Source organism: Streptomyces nojiriensis (genome assembly GCF_017639205.1).
Classification (GTDB): domain Bacteria; phylum Actinomycetota; class Actinomycetes; order Streptomycetales; family Streptomycetaceae; genus Streptomyces; species Streptomyces nojiriensis.
Genome location: NZ_CP071139.1, coordinates 3933979 through 3952939 on the forward strand (window position 1 = coordinate 3933979; position 18961 = coordinate 3952939).

The window sequence follows — 18961 nt, forward strand, 5'->3', positions numbered from 1 at the left end:
CGGTCGAAGGAGCTCGCGGTGGCGAGCGATTCAGAAGGTAGACAGGTCTCTCCCCGATGTTCAACGAGGAACATCGGGGAGAAACGGCCCCTACTTGCACCCCCCGCAGGGGCATTTGCGCAGGTGAGGACGGGGTTTGCGGAAGCCCCGAGGCGGGACACGCCAGTTGACCGGAAGAGACACATGTCTCACTTATAGAAATCCGACATTCGGCTCTTTCCGGATAACTGAACTGTCCTTATTGCGGGGTTAGATCCAGGTTCTGGCCGGGCTTGATGAGGTCGGCGTCCTCACCGATGACTTGCTCATTGGCCTGGTAGAGACCGTTCCAGCCCCCCTTTACGCCCTTGGCAACCGCGATGGTCGCCAGGCTGTCGCCCGCCTGGACCGTGTAGGTGGGGTCCGACGCGGCATCAGACGACGCCTTCGGCTCGGCCTCCGGCGCACCGCGGTGCTTGCCGTTGCCCTCGACAGGAGTGGTGGCGGTGGTCTGCGGGACCGCCGGGGCCGTGGGGGCCGTCGGGTCGACCGGGGGCAGGCCCGGCGTGGAAGGCGAGGTGGTGGGCGCGGTCGGGTCCACCGGCAGCGTCGGCGCCGTCGGGTCGACGGGGGTCGGCGTACCGGTCGGGCCGCCCGGCTGGACCGGCGCCGTCGGGTCGGCCGGAGGCGTCGTCGGGACGTCCGGCGCGGGCATGACGGGCAGTCCGATGGACGGCGCGTCGGGGATCAGGAACGGGGTACCGGACGGGCTCGGGGCCGGGGCCGGGGTCGGGGACCCGTAGTCCGTGGACGGCTTGCCGCCCCCGGTGGACGGAACGGCGTCGTCCGGGCGGGACGGCGCGGGGGCGATGGGACCGTGGCCGCCGGGGAGACCGGGGTCCACCTGTGCGGCGGGGCTCTCCCGGACCAGACCGGCCGAGGCCGCGCACAGCGGCCAGGCCTGCGGCCCCGTCGAGCCCAGCACCCGCTCGGCGACGGCTATCTGCTGGGAACGGCTCGCCAGGTCGGGGCGCTCGGCGAAGTCGAGCCCGCCGGCGCTCTGCCACTCCTCCTGGGTGAACTGGAGTCCGCCGTAGGCGCCACTGCCGAAGTTCGCGCTCCACGAGCCGCCGCTCTCGCACTCGGCCACCTTGTCCCACGTGGACGTGTCGGCGGCGGTGGCGCTGGTGGCGGCCAACAGTGGCATGGCCAGCGCAGAGCCAGTGACTCCGGCTGTGACGACCAGCGCGGGGACCTGGCGGGGGCGTCTGTGACGGCCGTTCCCGGAGAGCATGAGGGATCACCTTTCGCATATAACAGCGGGGTAACGGCAGAACCTAGCGGCCTTCGAACGATTGTCACAAGTCAAGGCCGAACCTGACTTTTAATCAGCTTTCGCGCAAGTGTTTTGAGCCGCGAATCGAACGGGAAGAGTCCGCAGCCCTCGCATGATCAACCCCCCGCGCCAGCGCAGGTCTTGGGGTGGAACGGCCAGTTCCAGATCGGGCAGACGCGTCAGCAAAGTCGCGAGCGCGGTCTGTCCTTCGAGCCGGGCGAGCGGAGCGCCCAGGCAGTAGTGGATGCCGTGACCGTATCCGAGGTGCTGGTTGTCGGTCCGGGAGAGGTCGAGGGTGTCCGGGTCCGCGAAGCGCTCCGGATCCCGGTCGGCGGCCGCGAGGACGACCAGGACCGGATCGCCGGCCTCGATCCGCATGCCGCCGAGGGTCAGCGGCTCGGTGGCGAACCGCCAGGTCGCCAGCTCCACCGGCCCGTCGTAACGCAGCAGTTCCTCGACCCCGGTGGCCAGCAGTCCGCTCTCCCCCGCGGCGAGGGAGAGCTGGAGGCGCTCGCGCTGCCCGGGGTTCATGAAGAGGGAGTGGACCCCGTTGCCGATGAGGTTCACGGTGGTCTCGAAACCGGCGAAAAGCAGGATGAAGGCCATGGCGGTGGCCTCGCCCTCCGTCAGATGGTCGCCGTGATCGCTCGCCCGGATCAGGTCGGAGATCAGGTCATCACCCAGATCATCCCTTTTGCGGTGAATGAGTTCGCCGAGGTAGGTCCGCATCTGCTTGACCGACCGGGCCACTCCGCCGCGCGGACCGCCGCCGTGGCGGATCATCATGCCGGCCCAGTCGCGGAAGTCGTCCTGGTCCTCGCGCGGTACCCCGAGCATCTCGCAGATGGCGTAGATGGGGAGCGGGAAGGCGAACTCGTGAATGAGATCAGCCTCACCTTTCCCCGCGAAAGCGTCGATCAGGTGGTCGGTGAGCGCCTGCACCCGCGGGGCGAACTCGGCGACCCTGCGCGGGGTGAAGGCCTTCGACACCAGCCGCCGCAGCCGGGTGTGGTCCGGCGGGTCGATGTTGAGCAGGTGGGTCATCAGCTCCGCCTTGCGCTCCCCCGGGATCCCGGTCTTGCCCTTGGCGTGCGCCGGCTCCGCGTGGTGCGCCGGATTCTTGCTGAGCCGCTGGTCGGCGAGGGCCTGGCGGGCATCGGCGTACCGGGTGACGAGCCACGCCTCGACCCCGCTGGGCAGCTTGGTGCGGTGCACCGGGGAGTGCTCGCGCAGCCAGGCGTACGCCGGGTAGGGGTCGGTCGCGAACTCCCAGTCGAAGAGGGTGGGACCCTCGGCGGAAGAGGCGTCGGCGGGAAGGTCCGCGGGGGATTCGGCGGGGGTTCCGGAGGTCTGCTCGTGCACCCGACGACCGTATCCCGGCGCCGAGCCCCCATCCGATATGGGTGGTTCGTCGCGGCTGTCCGTAGATCGTCCATCCCTTGACCTGAACTTCTCCGGCATTCCTACTTTCGGTTTTGTGGATGTCAGGATCTTGAAAAGCAGTTTCGCGGTGGTGGAGAGACGGGCCGAGCACGCCGTCAAGTTCTTCTACACCCACCTCTTCTGGCACAACCCCGCAGTCCGCGCGCTCTTCCCGGATTCCCTCCACGACATGGAACGCCAGCGGGACCGGCTCTTCGCCGCGCTCACCCACGTGATCGCCCACCTCGACGACGAGCGCCTCGGCCCCTACCTGCGCGACCTGGGACGCGACCACCGCAAGTTCCTGGTCCGCCCCGAGCACTACGCGGCCGTCGGCGCCAGCCTGCTCGCCGCACTCGCCGAGACCTCCGGCGCGGCCTGGACCCCGCCGGTCGAGAAGGCCTGGGCCGAGGCCTACCAGGTGATGGCCGACGCGATGACGGCCGGCGCCGACGCGAGCGAGGACCCGCCGTGGTGGGACGCGGAGGTCGTGCGCCACCTCCGGTACGGACCGGACATAGGCGTCCTCACGCTACGGCCGCACGCCCCCTTCCCCTATCTCCCCGGCCAGTACACGAGCGTGAGCAGCGACCGGGTCCCGACGGCCTGGCGCACCTACTCCATCGGCAACGCCCCCCGCCCCGACGGCACCGTCGACCTGCACGTCAGCCGGGTCGACCGCGGGCGGCTGAGCACCGCCCTGGTCCGCGAGACCGGGCCGGGCGACGTACTGCGGCTCGGCGCCGCCGGCGGGCAGCTGACCTTCCGCCGCGAGGACCGCCCGGTCAGCCTGATCGCCGCCGGCACCGGCTGGGCGCCCATCCGGGCCCTGCTGGAGGATCTCGCGGAGCACCCCTGCGATCAGGACGTACGGCTCTTCGTGGTGGCCCGGGACGGCGCGCACCTCTACGACCGCCCGCTCATCGACGCGTACGCCGCCAGCTGCGCCTGGCTCGCCGTCACCTACATCACGCCCGCCCCCGGACGCCACCGCAACCAGGCCACCGACCGGCTGGCGACCGCGCTGGGCAACCGGGGCCTGTGGCCGGACCAGGACGTCTACCTCAGCGGTCCGCCGCCGTTCATCGCGGAGACCGCCCACCTCCTGCGGGAGCTCGGCGCCCGCCCCGGCCGCCTCTTCCACGACGCGGTGCCGGCCCGGGGCCACGGGTACGGGGAGCGCCCGCTCGGATTCGGCGAGTGGTTCCTGGACCGCCCGGCGCCGCACTGGCACGACCCCTCGGCCCGCGCGCCGAGGACGTACTGAAGGAGTGCCCGGGGCCCGCTACTCGCCCGGCTCCGCCAGGCCCTCGGCCGCCCGGATCGCGTCCCGGTAGGCACGGGCCGCCGCGCGCAGCGCGGTCTCGGGGTCGATGCCCGCCGCCTCGGCGCGGGCCGCGAGCTCCAGCAGCTCGTACCCGATGCCCTCGCCGCGGGGCAGTTCCACGGCCACGCCTCCCGTACGGGCCCGGCCCGCGAGCTTGGCGGCGAGCGCCAGGCCGGGCTGGCCCACCGGGATCCCGTCGGTGACCGACTCCCGCCGCTTCTCCACCGCCTTGGTGCGCTGCCAGTGCGCGCTGACGTCCTCCGGGGTCTCGGCCTCCGCGTCACCGAAGACGTGCGGGTGCCGGTGGATCAGCTTGGTGACGAGCGCCCCGGCCACGTCGTCGATGGAGAAGGCCTCGACGGCGTCCTCGCCGTCCCCGTCGGCTCCGTCGTCCCCGCCGGCCTCCTCGGCGATCCGGGCGTGGAAGACCACCTGGAGCAGCACGTCGCCGAGTTCCTCGCGCAGCTCCTCCCGGTCCCCGTCCTCGATGGCCTCGACCAGCTCGTACGCCTCCTCGATGGCGTACTTGGCCAGGCCCTCGTGGGTCTGCCGGGAGGTCCACGGGCACTCGCGCCGGACCCGGTCCATCACCTGGACCAGGTCGAGCAGGCGCGCGCCCGGCAGGTCGTAGGAGCCCGGGAGCAGTTCCAGATCGGGCATGGAGACGCGACCCGAGCCGGCCAGCCGGGCCAGCCCGTCGGTTAGCCGCTGGTCGCCCTCGCCGCCCGGGAGCACCACGACCGTACGGCCGCCCGCGCAGGCCTCGACCAGCGCGTGCGCGTCCGGGCTCTCGAACGTGACTTCGATGCCCGCCTCCCGCAGGTACGGCAGCTGCGGGTGGCCGGGGTCGGCGCACAGCACCCGGTCCGCGGCGTGCAGGGTCTGCCACGCCGGCCAGGACAGCACGCCGGGGGCGACCCGGTGGCTGGTGGTCAGCAGGACGATGCGGCCCGTGGGCTCGGCGGGGGCGGCGGTGGGTTCGGCGTGGTCGGTCACCCTCCGAACCTACCTCCGCCGCGGCGGCCCGCGGTCCGGGGGACCCCCGGAGCCTCAGGCTCCGGCGGGCGCCGCCTCGGGCCGCGTGCGCTGGGTGATCCAGGGCGTCTCCCCGGTGCCGAGCTTGATCTCCTTGGCGTCCCAGGCGCCGTAGCGCGGGTTCACCTCGATGTGCAGCGCCTTGACGGCGGCGCGGGCGGGCTCCTCCAGCTTCCCGGCTCCGTACTTGGCGGTGAGCGCGGTGAGCAGCACCCGGTCCCGGAGGAAGCGGTCGACCTGGCCGGGGGCCATGGCCCCCTTCTGCAGGAGCAGTGCCTCGAACTGCTCGTTGCCGCCGTTCTCGTCGACGTACGCCTTGCGTTCGTCCTCGATGTCCTTCTGGGTGGCCGTGAGCCCGGCGGTGTCGGCCATCTTGTCGATGATCCGGCTCTGGAGGAGCGCGTCGAGCTTCTGCCGCTCCAGGTGGGGGGTGCTGGCGATGAGCTCGGCGGCGGCCTGCCCGGAACGGTTCTGCGCCGCGCGGACGTCGTTGACCTGGGCCTGGAGCGCGGAGGTGGTGATCCGTTCGCCGCCCACGACGGCCGCGGTGCCGGGTCGCGGCTCGCCCGAGCAGGCGGACAGCAGGGGCGCCGCCACGAGCAGGGCGGCGGATACGGAGAGCGCTGTGCGACGGTGCAAAGGAGCCTCCAGGGCCGGGAGATTGTGCGTCGGTGCACAAAGGGCCGTGCGGTGATCGATGTTATGAGGTCACGGTGATCCGGACCACCGGTTCGACCAACGATTCACGCGCGGACCGAACACGCACCGTTCATAGGCGAGTCGGCGGGCGCCGGCGGGTCCGGCGCGCCACCCGTCACCCGTTCTGGGGAACCCGCCCCTCTCACGGCGCCCGGATCGGCCACCGGCAACCCTGAGGCCACCCTTCGGTCACCCGGCCCTGCCAAGGTCGGCCCACCATGTCGACAACGCACCGCTCGCCGCGTCCCGCAGCGCGTCCCTCGCCGCGTCCCGCACCACGCCCCTCACCGCACAGCTCACCACACCGCTCACCGCGCCGCCGGAGTCTGCTCGGCTCGGCGCTCGCCGCCCTGCTCACGGCGGTGGCCGTGTGCGCCGGGGACGCCGCCGCCCGGGTGTTCCCGTACGGACCGCGCCACCGCAGCATCAACGACCTCGGCAACCAGTTCGTCCCCTTCCACGCGCAGCTGTGGGACCTCCTGCACGGCCGCGCGGAGGGCGGGCTGCTGTTCAACTGGCGCTCCGGATACGGCATGAGCTTCCTGCCGGACCTGGGCACCTATCTGACCAGCCCCTTCGCCGTCCTCGTCGGCCTCTTCCCGCGCGCGGACATCGACCTCGCCGTGTACGTCGTCACGGTGCTCAAGACGTCGGCCGCGGCGGCGGCGATGGCCTGGCTGCTGCGCACGCAGCGCCGCGGGCCCTGGTGGGCGGCCGGACTGCTCGGGGCCTCGTACGCGCTGTGCGGCTGGTCGGTGATCGAGGCCTCGTACAACCCGATGTGGCTGGACGGGCTGATCGCCTTCCCCCTGCTGTGCCTGACCGGTGAATGGGCCCTGCGCGGGCGCCGGATCCTGCTCGCGCCGCTGGTCGTCGCGGTCTGCTGGACGGCGAACTTCTACACCGCCTACATGGCCACCCTGGGTGCGGCGCTGGTGCTGCTGGTCCGGGTGGTACTCACCCGGGAAGGCGTCCGGACCCGGCTGTCGGTGATCGCGCGGGGCGCCGGGACGACCCTGCTCGGGATCGCGCTGGCGGCGCCCGTCCTGCTCCCCCTCTTCCTCAGCTCCGGGCGGGCCTACCCGGGGTGGGTCAAGGAGTTCCGGCCGGTGACCTGGGCGGACCTGTTCGCGCGGCTGCTGCCGGGGACGTACTCCTTCTCCTCCCCCGCCGTCTTCGTGGGCACCGGGACCCTGCTGCTGGTGGCCGCGCTGCCCTTCCACCGGGCGGTCCCCCCGCGCACCCGGCTGTGGTGGGCCGGGCTGACGGTGGCCGTGGCCCTCTCCCTCCAGTGGGCGCCGACCCATCTGGCCTGGCACCTGTTCGCCACCCCGAACGGAAGCCCGTACCGGCAGACCTTCGTGCTGGCCGGGATCGCCGTGATCGCCGCCTGGACCGGGCTGGCCGCGGGCCTGCCGCGGCCGCCGGCGCTGGCCGCGGGCGCGGGCGTCCTGGCGGCCGCCGTGCTGTGGGCGTACGACAGCCCCCTGGTGACGGCGGCGGGCTACGCGCTGTTCGCCGGCGGGCTGGTGTCGGCGGGCGCGGCCTGGTGGGCGCTGCGCCACCGCCGTCTCGCACGGCCGGCGGCCGCACTGCTCGCGCTGGTCCTGCTGGCACAGGCGGCCGCGACCACCGCCTACGGGCACAAGGGCAAGCTGGGCGGCCTGGACGACTACCCGTCCTGGGGGCCGGCGCACACCGCGCGCGCCGAGGCCCTGGCCGGTGCCGAGGGCTGGCCCGCGTACCGCACCGATCCGAGCCGGCCCGCCCTGACGGGCAACGACCCGCTGCTGCTCGGCGGCGAGGGCGGCGCGTACTACAGCAGCCACACCCCGGACGTGTTCACCCGCACGATGGTCGCGCTCGGGGCGGGCTGGACCTCGCGCGGACGCAACGTCCAGAGCATCGACAACCCGGTGACGGACGCCGTCTTCGCGGTCGGCGCGCGCCTGCAGCCGAACGGCACGGTACGGCGGGCCCAGGTGCCCCCGCTGGTGACGGTCCGCCCGCCCGGCGCCCCCCTCTCCTACGCCGACGACTCCCCCTTCGCCAACCAGGAGGCACTGCTGGGCGCCCGGGTGTACGAGGACCCGCTCGCACCCGGCATCTGCCGCGCGGGCACGGAGGCCTACCTGTGGGCCCCCGAGTACAACGCGACGGCCCGCCTCGCGGACGGCCCCGCCTTCCGCCTGAACGGCAACGCCCCCCGCAACCGGGCCGCCCTCCAGCCGATGGGCCCCTCCCGCGGGGACTCCTCGGCCCTGGTCTTCGACGCGGCCCCGCCCCCGCGGTGGGCCCTGTCCTGCCTGGACCGGGCGCGGCTCGACGCCGCGGTGGCCGGCCTGCGGGCAACGTCCGCGACCTCGGTGAAGGTAGGCGCCTCCGAGGTCCACGCCACGCTCCCGCCGGGCACGACGGGCACCGCGGTCCTCTCGGTCCCCGCGATCGCCGGCTGGACCTGCAACGGGCGCCCGGCCGCCGACCACCTGGGGCTGGTGGCGATTCCGCTCTCCCCCGGCACCACCCGGGTGAGCTGTGAGTTCCGCCCGCCGGGTCTGGTCCCGGGGCTGGCGGTCCTGGCGGGCGCGCTGGGGATCCTGCTGCTCGCCGCCCTGCGGGCCCGCGCCGCCCGCTCGGTCAGCGGACCTGGCTGAGCCAGTGCAGAGTGCGGCGGATCTCGGCCGGGAAGGGGTGGGCCGGGCCGTGCAGCCGTTCCGCGTCGAACAGCAGCCGGGCCAGGGTGTCGTGGGCCGCCTGGCGGTCGCCGAGGGAGAGCAGCAGGTGGGCTATCCGGCGGCGGACCTCCAGCGGCAGCCCCGGGTCCGGGTTGGCGTAGTGGTTCTCGAAGAACGGCAGCAGCGAGCGGTACTCCGCCAGGGCGGCGGCCGGCTCGCCCAGTTGCTCCAGGCACTGGGCCGAGTCGTAGCGGAAGCGCAGCGACTGGGGGTCCCCGGCCGGGAACTCGTCGGCGAGGCGGCGCAGTTCCGGCAGGGCGCGCCGGTACTGGCCGTCGTCCATGAGCGTGGCGGCGTACTGCTTGCGCAGGGAGCGCACCACCGGGGAGTGCTCCCCGTGCTCGGCGGCCGCCGCCGGGAGGATGCCGCCGAGGATGTCCACGGCCTGGGTGAGGCGCCCCTCGTCCAGGAGTTTGCGGGCCTCGTCCACGGCTCCGGGGACGTCGGCCTTGGGCGGCGCGGGCGGGGTGCTCGGCCGCGGGGGGATGGCCGCGGCCCGGTCCGGCCAGGGTGCCTGCGGGCGCAGGAAGGGCCGGGTCGGGTCGAGCGGTCCGGCGGGGGTGCGGCTGCCGCGGGCGGGCAGCAGCGGGGCCAGGGCCTCGTAGACCTCCTGGGCGGAGGAGGGCCGGTCCTGCGGGTCCTTGGCGAGGAGGTGGAGCAGGAGCTTCTCCAGCTCCGGCGGGATCTCCGGGCGCATCTGGCGGACCGGGAGCGGGGGCTCGTACAGGTGGCGGTGCAGGACGCCGAGGGCGGTGGATCCGGCGAAGGGGACGTTGCCGGTGAGGAGTTCGTACAGCAGCACGCCGAGGGCGTACAGGTCGGTGTACGGGCCCACGGCGCCGCCCATGGCCTGCTCGGGTGCCATGTAGGCGGGGCTGCCGATGGGCGAGCCGGTGCTGGTGAGACGGGTGGTGTCGGTGTCCATCACCGAGGCGACGCCGAGGTCCAGGACGAGCACCGTGCCGTCCGGGCGGACCATCACGTTGCGCGGCTTCAGGTCCCGGTGCACGATCGGCACCGCGTGCACGGCCGACAGGACCGAGCACAGCTGCGCGACGACGGCGACCGCCCACTGCCAGGGGTAGGGGTCGTGCTCGGCGAGGTGGTCGGCGAGGTCGGCGCCCTCCACGTAGCCCATGACGAGGAAGAGTTCGTCGCCGTCGCTGCCCGCGTCGTGCACGGTGACCAGGCCGGGGTGGTCGACCTGCGCGGTGACCCGGCACTCGCGCACGAAACGGCGGCGCAGCTCCTCGGCGACGGTGCCGGGGCCCGCGACCTTGTCGGGGCGCAGCAGTTTGACGGCGACGCGGCGGTCGAGGCGCCGGTCGTATGCGGTCCAGACCTGGCCCATGCCGCCCTGGCCGAGGACGGTCGCGAGCTGGTAGCGGTCCCCGATGAGCCGGTCGGTCACTGCTGCGGGTCCTGGAACGGGGTCTGGTGGGGATCGGGGCGGGGGCCGCCGGCCGGCGGGGTCTGCTTGCGCAACAGCTCGCTGAGCTCGTCGAGCTCGGCCCGGACCTGCCCGATGCGCGGGGGCGGCGTCGGCTGCGGCGGCACCTGCGGGGGCGCCGGCGTCGGCGCGGGGCCCGGCGTCGGGGTGGAGGGCCGGGTGGTGGCCGTGGCGGGCGGGTACCCGTAGGCGGGCCCGGACGGCTGCGGGTGGACGTACGGAGCGGACTGCGCCGGGTACCACTGCGCGGTCGGGGCCGACCGCCGGGCCTCGTGGTGCTTGATGTCGGCGACGAGGAAGTACACGCAGATCGCGAAGCCGGTGAAGATGGAGCCGCCGGCCCCCAGGTTGCCCTGCCAGCCGTTGACCTCGGGCGTGGGGTCGGCCTGGATGAGCGCCATCCACACGACGGCGAGCACGCCGCTGGTCACCATCAGCGCCCAGTCACGGGACTTGCGCGTGACCAGGGCGAGCCGCAGCAGCGACCCCCAGGCGAGGAAGCCGCAGCTGAGGATGGGCAGCAGCACGAACACCACGCGCAATGCCATCACACCCCCCGGATCGGACTGGGGGCCGTGCTGCGGCGGAAGGCCGGGGCCGTGCATCGCTGCTCCTGACGGGCCGTGCGGAAGAGGTTTCGGGTCTGAGGGTATACAGCGTTCCCGGCCAGGGGTGAGGGGATGCGCGCAACCGTTGCACGCTCGCTGCACGGCCGTTCACTCCGGCGTGACCGTGCCGTCGGAGAGGCCGTCGTGGAAACCCTGTACGAGTTGTTCGCCGAGCCGCCCCGCCAGCCGCAGCGCGTCCTCGAACTCGGCGAGCGCGCGGAAGCGGAGCCCGTAGCTCTGCTGTTGCGCCAGGGGCAGCCGGGGCAGCTGGAGCCGGCGTACGTCGAGCCGGGTGGCGGTGGAGGCGTGGCTGCTGGCGCGGCGGGTGTTGGCGGTGCCGCGCAGGAATCCGGCCAGGAACCAAGGGTCGAGGGCGTCGGGGTCGGGGCGCAGCAGGGCCAGGCCGCGGCCCGGTACCGCGCCCGCGAGGGCCCCGTCGACGACCCGGGCGATGGCGGCGCCGCCGACGAGGGGGACGAGGACGTCGCCGGGGGCGGTGAGCACGGGCTCGTCGGCGGTGGGCACGAGGGTCCCGGAGGGGCCGTTCCCGGTGTAGACGTCCTGTTCGGTGAGGACGGGGGCCGAGCCGGTGCCGCCGCCGGTGCCGGTGTGCAGCTCCAGGGCTCCGGCGCGGGCGAGTTCGCCGACGGTGGTCATCGGCGGCCGGGCCGTGCCCCCGGCGGGCGCCGCCGCGGGCGGCGGGGTGAGCCGGGCGGCCCGGCCGAGGGTCTCGCCGAGCCGCTCGCGTACGGCGGTCAGTTCGGCGGGACCGCCACCGGCGGCCGGCGGGGGCAGGTGGCGGGCGGGGGTGAGGTCCACGTCGTCGTCCAGCAGCTCGATGACGGGGACGACGCGGGCGGCGCCCGGCTCCTGCGCGAGCGAGCCGGTGCGGTCGTACGTGCTCCAGGCGTCCGCCACCGCGCCGTGCACGGCGGGCCAGGCGGAGCGCAGCGGGGTGTCGGCGGCGAGCGCCGCGGTGTCGACGAGCAGCAACCCGGCCGGGGGCGCCGCGTGCGGGGCGGGCCGGCGCAGCACCCACAGGTGCAGCGGGATCCCGTACGGGGGCGCCGCGCCGGCCGGGAGCGCGACGACGGCCCGCAGCGCGCCGCGGCGCAGCAGGTCGGCGCGGATGCGGCGGCCGGAGCGGCGGGCGGCGACGGCGGGCGGCATGAGCAGGACGGCGGTGCCGCCCTCGCGCAGGTGGGCCAGGGCGTGCTGGACCCAGGCGAGTTCGGATTCGGTGCGGGCCGGGAAGCCGTACTCCCAGCGCGGGTCGTAGGCCAGTTCCTCGTGGCCCCAGGCGCGTTCGTTGAACGGCGGGTGGCACAGGACGGCGTCGACGGTGTCCTGGGCGAAGGCGTCGGCCCGCAGGCTGTCGGCGGCGGCCGCGCGGATCCGGGGCGTTCCGTTCAGGGCGAGGCGCAGGGCGGCGAGGGCGGCGAGTTCGGGCGCGGAGTCCTGCGCGTACAGGGCGGTGGCGCCGCGGACGGCCCGCAGCAGGGTGCCGGTGCCGCAGGCGGGGTCGAGGACGGTACGGGCAGAGGGCCCGGCGAGGGCGGCCATGAGCCCGGCGAGGCTGTCCGGGGTGAGCGTGTACTGGCGGGGGTTGGCGTCGAGGTGGCGCCCGAGGAGGAACGCGAAGGCCTGGCGGGCCCCGAGTTCGGCGGCGAGTTCGGCGGCGGCCCGCAGCAGCGGCATGGTGGCCGGGCCCAGCGGGATCTCGGCGAGCGCGTGGCCGGGCCCGAGGCGCGCGCCGAGCACCTGGTCCAGGACGGGCCGCAACAGGGTGGCCATGCGCGCGTCGGAGACGGCGGTCAGCTCCAGCCAGTCGGCGGGCCGGTCCCGTACGACGAGCAGGGCGCCGCCCGCCTTGACGAGTGCGGTGACGGCCCCGCCGGGGTGGGCGGTGATCTGCTGCCAGACGCGTTCGCGCAGCGGGACCTCGGCGAGTTTGCCCTGGGCGCGCAGCCAGTGCTCCACCTCGTCGAGGGAGAAGGACGGGCTGGTCTCGGTGCCGCCGACGGGCTTCGGGAAGTCGGCGTGGCGGCGCCGCCAGTTGCTCACGGCCGCGCGGCCGACTCCGGCCAGGCGGGCGACCTCGGCCGCGGTGACCTCTGCTGCGGCGTTCTCCTCGGGCATGCCGGGGAGCATACCCGCTCACACCCGAGAGACCGATTCACAGCGTGAACTCAAAAACTTCTGTGAACCTTGTTGACTCGGTTCACGGAAATCTGCTGTGATCGGTCCGTCTTCACCGGTCGGATCTTCGCGATCCCGTCGAGCGGAACACGATCTTCCGCTTCTCCTTTAATCTTCCTTTACCCCTTCCAGCTGCCCTAGAGAGTCCCCATGCGCACCGCTCGCCGATTCACCGCCACCGCCGCCCTCGCCTGCGCCGCCGCCCTCGGCCTCACCGGATGCTTCGCCTCCGGCCCGTTCGCGGACCTGACCGGCTCCGAGGTCGCGGACAAGTCCGTGGACGCCCTGCGCGGCGCCGCCTCGCTCACCGTCAGCGGCAAGGTCTGGGACGCGGGCAAGCCGATGGACCTGAACATGGCCGTCAGCAAGAGCGGCGAATGCCGGGGCACGATCGCCGGGCCGGAGGGCTCCTTCGAGCTGATCCGCAACGCCTCGTCCGTGTTCATCAAGGCGGACGAGCCCTTCTACCGCTCGCAGATGAAGGACCTGCCCAAGGCGGAGGCGGACGAGGCGGTCAAGCAGCTGGCGGGCCACTGGCTGAAGTCGAAGGCCTCGGACGCCGACGCCAAGGAGCTCGCCTCCCTGTGCGACCTGGACGAGCTGCTCAAGGAGTTCGACGACAGCAAGGGCGCGCAGAAGGGCAAGGTCACCTCGGTGGGCGGCCAGAAGGCCCTCACCCTGACCACGAAGGCCGACGAAGGCACCGAGACCCTGCTGGTCGCGACCGAGGGCACCCCGTACCTGCTCAAGGCGAGCGTCACCGGCAAGGAGCCGGCCGAGGTCTCCTTCTCGGGCTTCGACAAGCCGGTCCAGGCCGAGGCGCCGGCCGGCGAGGACGTCATAGACGCGGACAAGCTGGGCTGAGCCGCGCACGCGGGAACGGCCGTGGCCGGGGACCTGTGAGGTCCCCGGCCACGGCCGTTCCCGTCGTCGGCGCACCCGCTGCGGGCGCCACGGCCCCTACGAGCCGAGGATGGTGGTGAGGAACTCCCCCGTCCAGGCCAGCAGCTCCCGGCCGACCACCGGCTTCCCGCCGATCTTGCCCGCCTTCGGGCGCGGGACCAGCACCTGCGAGGTGGCGGGCTTGAGCACCGTTCCCGGATAGAGCCGCTTGAGCCGCAGCTCCTGCGACTCGCGCAACTCGACCGGCCCGAAGCGGATGTTGTTGCCCTGGAGGGTGATGTCGCCGACCCCGCAGGCCCGGGCCAGCATCCGCAGCCCGGCCACCAGCAGCAGGTTCTCCACCGGCTCCGGCAGCTTGCCGTAGCGGTCGGTGAGCTCCTCCCGTACGGCCTTGATGTCCGCCTCGGAGTTGGCCGAGGCGATGGACCGGTACGCCTGCAGGCGCAGCCGCTCGCCCGGCGCGTAGTCGTGCGGGACGTGCGCGTCGACCGGCAGCTCGATCTTGACCTCCAGCGGCGGCTCCTCCTCCACCTGGCCCTCGACCGCGGCCCGGTAGTCGGCCACGGCCTCGCCGACCATGCGGATGTAGAGGTCGAAGCCGACGCCCGCGATATGACCGGACTGCTCGCCGCCGAGCAGATTGCCCGCGCCGCGGATCTCCAGGTCCTTCATCGCCACGTACATGCCCGCGCCCATCTCGGTGTGCTGGGCGATCGTCGCGAGCCGCTCGTGCGCGGTCTCGGTCAGCGGCTTCTCCGGCGGGTACAGGAAGTACGCGTAACCGCGCTCGCGGCCGCGCCCGACGCGGCCGCGCAGCTGGTGCAGCTGGCTCAGGCCGAAGTTGTCGCCGCGCTCCACGATCAGGGTGTTGGCGTTGGAGATGTCGATGCCCGACTCGACGATCGTGGTCGAGACGAGCACGTCGAACTTCTTCTCCCAGAAGTCGACGACAACCTGCTCCAGGGCCTGCTCCGACATCTGGCCGTGGGCCGTCGCGATCCGCGCCTCGGGCACGATCTCGCGCAGCTTGGCGGCCGCCCGGTCGATGGACTCGACCCGGTTGTGGATGTAGAAGCACTGGCCCTCGCGCAGCAGCTCGCGGCGGATGGCCGCGCCGATCTGCTTCTCCTCGTACGGGCCGACGAAGGTCAGGACCGGGTGCCGCTCCTCCGGCGGGGTGGTGATCGTCGACATCTCGCGGATGCCGGTCACCGCCATCTCCAGGGTGCGCGGGATCGGGGTCGCGGACATGGTGAGCACGTCCACGTTGGCGCGGAGCTTCTTCAGCTGCTCCTTGTGCTCCACGCCGAAGCGCTGCTCCTCGTCGACGATGACCAGGCCGAGGTCCTTGAACCTCGTCTCCTGCGAGAACAGCCGGTGGGTGCCGATGACCACGTCCACCGAGCCCTCGTGGAGGCCTTCCAGGGTGGCCTTGGACTCGCTCTCGCTCTGGAAGCGCGAGAGCGCCTTCACCTTGACGGGGAACTGGCTGTAGCGCTCGGAGAAGGTGCCGAAGTGCTGCTGCACGAGCAGGGTCGTCGGGACGAGGACGGCGACCTGCTTGCCGTCCTGGACCGCCTTGAATGCGGCTCTGACGGCGATCTCGGTCTTGCCGTAGCCGACGTCGCCGCAGATCAGCCGGTCCATCGGGACCGACTTCTCCATGTCCTCCTTGACCTCGGCGATGGTGGTGAGCTGGTCGGGCGTCTCCGCGTACGGGAAGGCGTCCTCCAGCTCGCGCTGCCAGGGGGTGTCCGGCCCGAAGGTGTGGCCGGGGGCCGCCATGCGCGCGCTGTAGAGCTTGATGAGGTCGGCGGCGATCTCCTTGACCGCCTTCTTCGCGCGCGCCTTGGTCTTGGTCCAGTCGGCGCCGCCGAGCCGGTGCAGGGTCGGGGCCTCGCCGCCGACGTACTTGGTGACCTGCTCCAGCTGGTCGGTGGGGATGTAGAGCCGGTCGCCGGGCTGCCCGCGCTTGGCCGGCGCGTACTCCACCAGCAGGTACTCGCGGGTGGCGCCCTGCACCGTGCGCTGGACCATCTCGACGTAGCGGCCCACGCCGTGCTGCTCGTGGACGATGTAGTCGCCGGCCTCCAGGGTCAGCGGGTCGATGGTCTTGCGGCGCCGGGTCGGCATCCGGCCGAGGTCCTTGGTGGCGGTGCGCTGGCCGGTCAGGTCGGTCTCGGTGAGGACGGCCAGGCGCAGCACCGGGTCGACGAAGCCGTTGTCGATCGAGCCGCAGGCGACGTGGACCAGGCTCGGCTCCAGGGCGCGCAGTTCCGGCTCCAGCCGGGCCGCGATGCCCTCGCCGCCGAGCACCTCGACGGTACGGGCGGCCGGGCCGTGGCCCTCGGTGAGGTAGACGGTGTGCCAGCCGTCGGCGATCCAGCCCTTGGTGTCGGCCAGCGCCCGGGCGGTGTCGCCGCGGTAGGCCTCCGGGGCGTGCATGCCGAGCTTGAGGGTGTCGCCGCCGCCGGCGCTCTCGTCGGCGGCGAAGGGGGACACCGACCACCACATCATGTCCAGCTCGCGGGCCCGGTCGCGGACGTCGGCGATCCCGCGGAGCGAGGCCGCACCGACGTCGATGGGGGCCTCGCCGCCGCCCGCGGTGGCCGCCCAGGAGGCCATCAGGAACTCCTGGCTCGTCGCCACCAGGTCGGCGGCCCGGGTCCGGACCCGCTCCGGGTCGCAGACCACGGCCATCGACCCGGCGGGCAGCACGTCGATCAGCAGTTCCATCTCGTCGACGAGGACCGGGGCGAGGGACTCCATGCCCTCCACGGCGATCCCCTCGGCGATCTTGTGCAGCAGCTCGCCGAGCTCGGGGTGGGCCTCGGCGAGGGCCGCGGCCCGCTCCCGTACCGCGTCGGTCAGCAGCAGCTCGCGGCAGGGCGGGGCCCACAGCCCGTGCTCGGCGATCTCCAGGGAGCGCTGGTCGGCGACCTTGAAGTAGCGGATCTCCTCGACCTCGTCGCCCCAGAACTCGATGCGCAGCGGGTGTTCCTCGGTGGGCGGGAACACGTCCAGGATGCCGCCGCGCACGGCGAACTCCCCGCGCTTCTCGACGAGCTCGACCCGCGCGTACGCGGCGGCGGCCAGTGCCTCGGTGATCTCGCCGAGGTCGGCGCCGCCGCCCTGGCGCAGGCTGACCGGTACCAGCTCCCCCAGCCCCTTGACCTGCGGCTGGAGCACGGACCGGATGGGCGCGACGAGCACGCTCACGGGACCCGCGGCCGGGTCGTCCTTGCTCGGGTGCACGAGGCGGCGCAGGACGGCGAGCCGGCGGCCCATGGTGTCGCTGCGCGGGCTGAGCCGCTCGTGCGGGAGCGTCTCCCAGGACGGGTAGTCCACGACCTCGTCGGGGGGCAGCAGCGAGCGGAGCGCGGCGGCCAGGTCCTCGGCCTCGCGCCCGGTGGCGGTGACCGCCAGCACGGTCCGCCCGGTCTGGCGGGCCAGCGCGGCGATCGCGAAGGGCCGCGCGGCGGCGGGGCCGACCAGGTCCACGTGCATGCGCTTGCCGTCCCCGGCCGCGGTGACCGCCTCGGCGAGGGCGGCATCACGGGTGACGGCGTCGAGCAGTCCGTGCAGGCTCATGAAAGAGGCTTTCCGTCCGGTGAGGGTCTGAAGGTGTGCGGTGCGGTGGTGCAGTGCGGGTGCGGTGCGGGTGCGAGGGCAACGCGAAGGGCCCGACACGTCGCACGGGCCGGGGGTTCCCACCCTACGACGACGCCCCTCGCGCCGCTTTACGATGTTCCTGTTCTGACTGTCCGAGCTCGCCGTGTCGTCTTCCGCCGGGGAGACACTGCCTCCGGAGGAGCACGAGTCCGTGACGAGCGATGCAATAGCCCGCCCGGCGCCGGTGGTACCGGCATCCTCGAAGCCGGACCGGTACGCGTGGGCACCGCCCTGGCTGGTGGCCGCCGGGCTGTTCGCCGTCTACCTCATCCTGTCCGTCGGCCGGTTCCGGCGGATGGACTGGGCCTCCTGGGACCTGGGGATCTTCGAACAGGCGATCCGCGCGTACGCGCACCTCCAGGAGCCCGTCGCCGACCTGAAGGGGCCGGGGGCCAACATCCTCGGGGACCACTTCAGTCCGATCATCGCGCTCGTCGCCCCCTTCTACCGGGTCTTCCCCGGTCCCCTCACCCTGCTGGTCGTGCAGTCGGCGCTGTTCGCGCTGTCCGCCGTGCCCGTCACCCGGGCGGCCGTACGGTTCCTCGGCCGGGCCCGCGGGCTCGCGGTCGGCATCGCGTACGGGCTGTCCTGGGGCATCCAGCGGGCCGTGGAGTTCGACTTCCACGAGATCGCCTTCGCCGTGCCCCTGCTGGCCTTCGCCCTGGAGGCGGTCCTCGCCCGGCGGTGGCGGGCCGCCCTGCTGTGGGGGCTGCCGCTGGTCCTGGTCAAGGAGGACCTCGGCTTCACGCTCGCCGCGCTGGCCGTGGTGGTCGCCTGGCGGGCCCGCGACGGCAACCGGCGGATCGCCGTGACCGCGCTCTGCGTCGCCGCCGCGGCCTGCGTCTTCGCCGTCCTGGTGTTCACCGTCGTCATACCGGCCTTCGCCACCGCGGGATACGGCTACTGGGACAAGATCGACGGGGCGGGTCCGCTCGGCGGGATCGGCACCAAGCTCACCACCCTGGCATGGGTGCTCGTCCCCACCTCCGGGCTGCTCGCGCTGCGCTCGCCGCTGCTCCTGGTGGCCGCGCCCACCCTCGGCTGGCGGTTCCTGTCCGGAGACGACCACTACTGGTCCACCGACTGGCACTACAGCGCCGTCCTCATGCCCGTCGTGGCCCTCGCCCTGGTCGACGCCGTCGACACCGTCCGGCGGAGCGGGCGGCCCCGGCTGCGCGCGTACGCCCTGCAGCTGCCGACCGCCGTGCTGGCCGCCGCCCTCGCCCTGAGCGCGACCGCCATGCCGACGGCCAAGCTCGCGGAGGCCCGTACGTACCAGAAGCCCGAGCGGGTCACGGCGATCGAGCGGCTCCTCGCCCGGATCCCCGACGGGGCGACCGTGGAGGCCGACACCACCCCGCTGACCCGGCTGACCTCCCGCTGCCGCGTGCTGTGGATCGGCGGCAGCAAGGGCGTGGTCCCCGACTGGATCACCATCGACAACTCCTCCAAGTGGGCCGGCGAGGACCCGACCGGCTACGCCCGCCAGCTCCACCCCGGCGAGCGGTTCGCCCTGGTGGGCGAGGCCGGCGGCATCGTCCTGATGCAGCGGGAGTGACCGGGGCAGCCGCCCCCGGGAACGACGCCGGTCCGGGA

Annotated in this window: 12 protein-coding genes; 4 read left to right on the top strand and 8 right to left on the bottom strand. The window is 73.4% G+C overall.

Features of this window, described 5'->3' with window-relative positions; translation table 11 throughout:
- Positions 1–238 precede the first annotated feature (238 nt).
- Together JYK04_RS18240 and JYK04_RS18245 are read right to left on the bottom strand one after the other, a co-directional pair.
- The gene (locus JYK04_RS18240; RefSeq protein WP_229875107.1) at positions 239–1186 is read right to left on the bottom strand and encodes a LysM peptidoglycan-binding domain-containing protein; all 948 of its coding nucleotides are present in this window, start codon (positions 1184–1186) and stop codon (positions 239–241) included.
- A gap of 177 nt (positions 1187–1363) precedes the next feature.
- Positions 1364–2677, bottom strand: a complete 1314-nt coding sequence (locus JYK04_RS18245; protein WP_189735519.1) for a cytochrome P450 family protein — start codon at positions 2675–2677, stop codon at positions 1364–1366.
- A 130-nt stretch (positions 2678–2807) separates the two neighbouring features.
- Between JYK04_RS18245 and JYK04_RS18250 the strand changes: the two genes are divergently transcribed.
- Positions 2808–4004, top strand: a complete 1197-nt coding sequence (locus JYK04_RS18250) for a globin domain-containing protein (RefSeq protein WP_229875106.1) — start codon at positions 2808–2810, stop codon at positions 4002–4004.
- Positions 4005–4022: 18 nt separating this feature from the next.
- Here the strand turns inward: JYK04_RS18250 and JYK04_RS18255 are convergent, their stop codons facing one another.
- Both JYK04_RS18255 and JYK04_RS18260 read right to left on the bottom strand, forming a co-directional pair.
- Complete coding sequence (locus JYK04_RS18255; protein ID WP_189735515.1) at positions 4023–5060, bottom strand: nucleoside triphosphate pyrophosphohydrolase; 1038 nt, start codon at positions 5058–5060, stop codon at positions 4023–4025.
- Between the two features lie 54 nt (positions 5061–5114).
- The gene (locus tag JYK04_RS18260; RefSeq protein ID WP_030012746.1) at positions 5115–5738 is read right to left on the bottom strand and encodes a SurA N-terminal domain-containing protein; all 624 of its coding nucleotides are present in this window, start codon (positions 5736–5738) and stop codon (positions 5115–5117) included.
- A gap of 278 nt (positions 5739–6016) precedes the next feature.
- On the opposite strand from JYK04_RS18260, the gene JYK04_RS18265 reads away from it, so the two are divergent.
- Positions 6017–8452 (top strand): YfhO family protein, encoded by a 2436-nt coding sequence (locus JYK04_RS18265; protein WP_189735512.1) that lies wholly within the window; start codon positions 6017–6019, stop codon positions 8450–8452.
- Here the strand turns inward: JYK04_RS18265 and JYK04_RS18270 are convergent.
- The 3 genes from JYK04_RS18270 to JYK04_RS18280 form a co-directional block, all read right to left on the bottom strand.
- Positions 8436–9944 carry a serine/threonine-protein kinase gene (locus JYK04_RS18270; protein ID WP_189735511.1) on the bottom strand — a complete coding sequence of 503 codons (1509 nt, stop codon included), beginning with the start codon at positions 9942–9944 and terminating at the stop codon, positions 8436–8438. The two genes, JYK04_RS18265 and JYK04_RS18270, sit on opposite strands and share 17 nt — an antisense overlap.
- Complete coding sequence (locus JYK04_RS18275) at positions 9941–10531, bottom strand: hypothetical protein (protein ID WP_229875105.1); 591 nt, start codon at positions 10529–10531, stop codon at positions 9941–9943. The genes JYK04_RS18270 and JYK04_RS18275 overlap by 4 nt, the downstream gene beginning before the upstream one ends.
- 168 nt (positions 10532–10699) lie before the next feature.
- Positions 10700–12730 carry an N-6 DNA methylase gene (locus JYK04_RS18280; RefSeq protein ID WP_189735507.1) on the bottom strand — a complete coding sequence of 677 codons (2031 nt, stop codon included), beginning with the start codon at positions 12728–12730 and terminating at the stop codon, positions 10700–10702.
- A 210-nt stretch (positions 12731–12940) separates the two neighbouring features.
- On the opposite strand from JYK04_RS18280, the gene JYK04_RS18285 reads away from it, so the two are divergent.
- Positions 12941–13654 carry a hypothetical protein gene (locus tag JYK04_RS18285; RefSeq protein WP_189735505.1) on the top strand — a complete coding sequence of 238 codons (714 nt, stop codon included), beginning with the start codon at positions 12941–12943 and terminating at the stop codon, positions 13652–13654.
- A gap of 96 nt (positions 13655–13750) precedes the next feature.
- Here the strand turns inward: JYK04_RS18285 and mfd are convergent, their stop codons facing one another.
- Positions 13751–17284, bottom strand: coding sequence for a transcription-repair coupling factor (mfd, locus tag JYK04_RS18290; protein ID WP_189735503.1), 3534 nt, complete (start codon positions 17282–17284; stop codon positions 13751–13753).
- Between the two features lie 232 nt (positions 17285–17516).
- Here mfd and JYK04_RS18295 point away from each other — a divergent pair, with 232 nt between their 5' ends.
- Complete coding sequence (locus tag JYK04_RS18295) at positions 17517–18923, top strand: DUF2079 domain-containing protein (RefSeq protein WP_373297391.1); 1407 nt, start codon at positions 17517–17519, stop codon at positions 18921–18923.
- Positions 18924–18961: the final 38 nt, after the last annotated feature.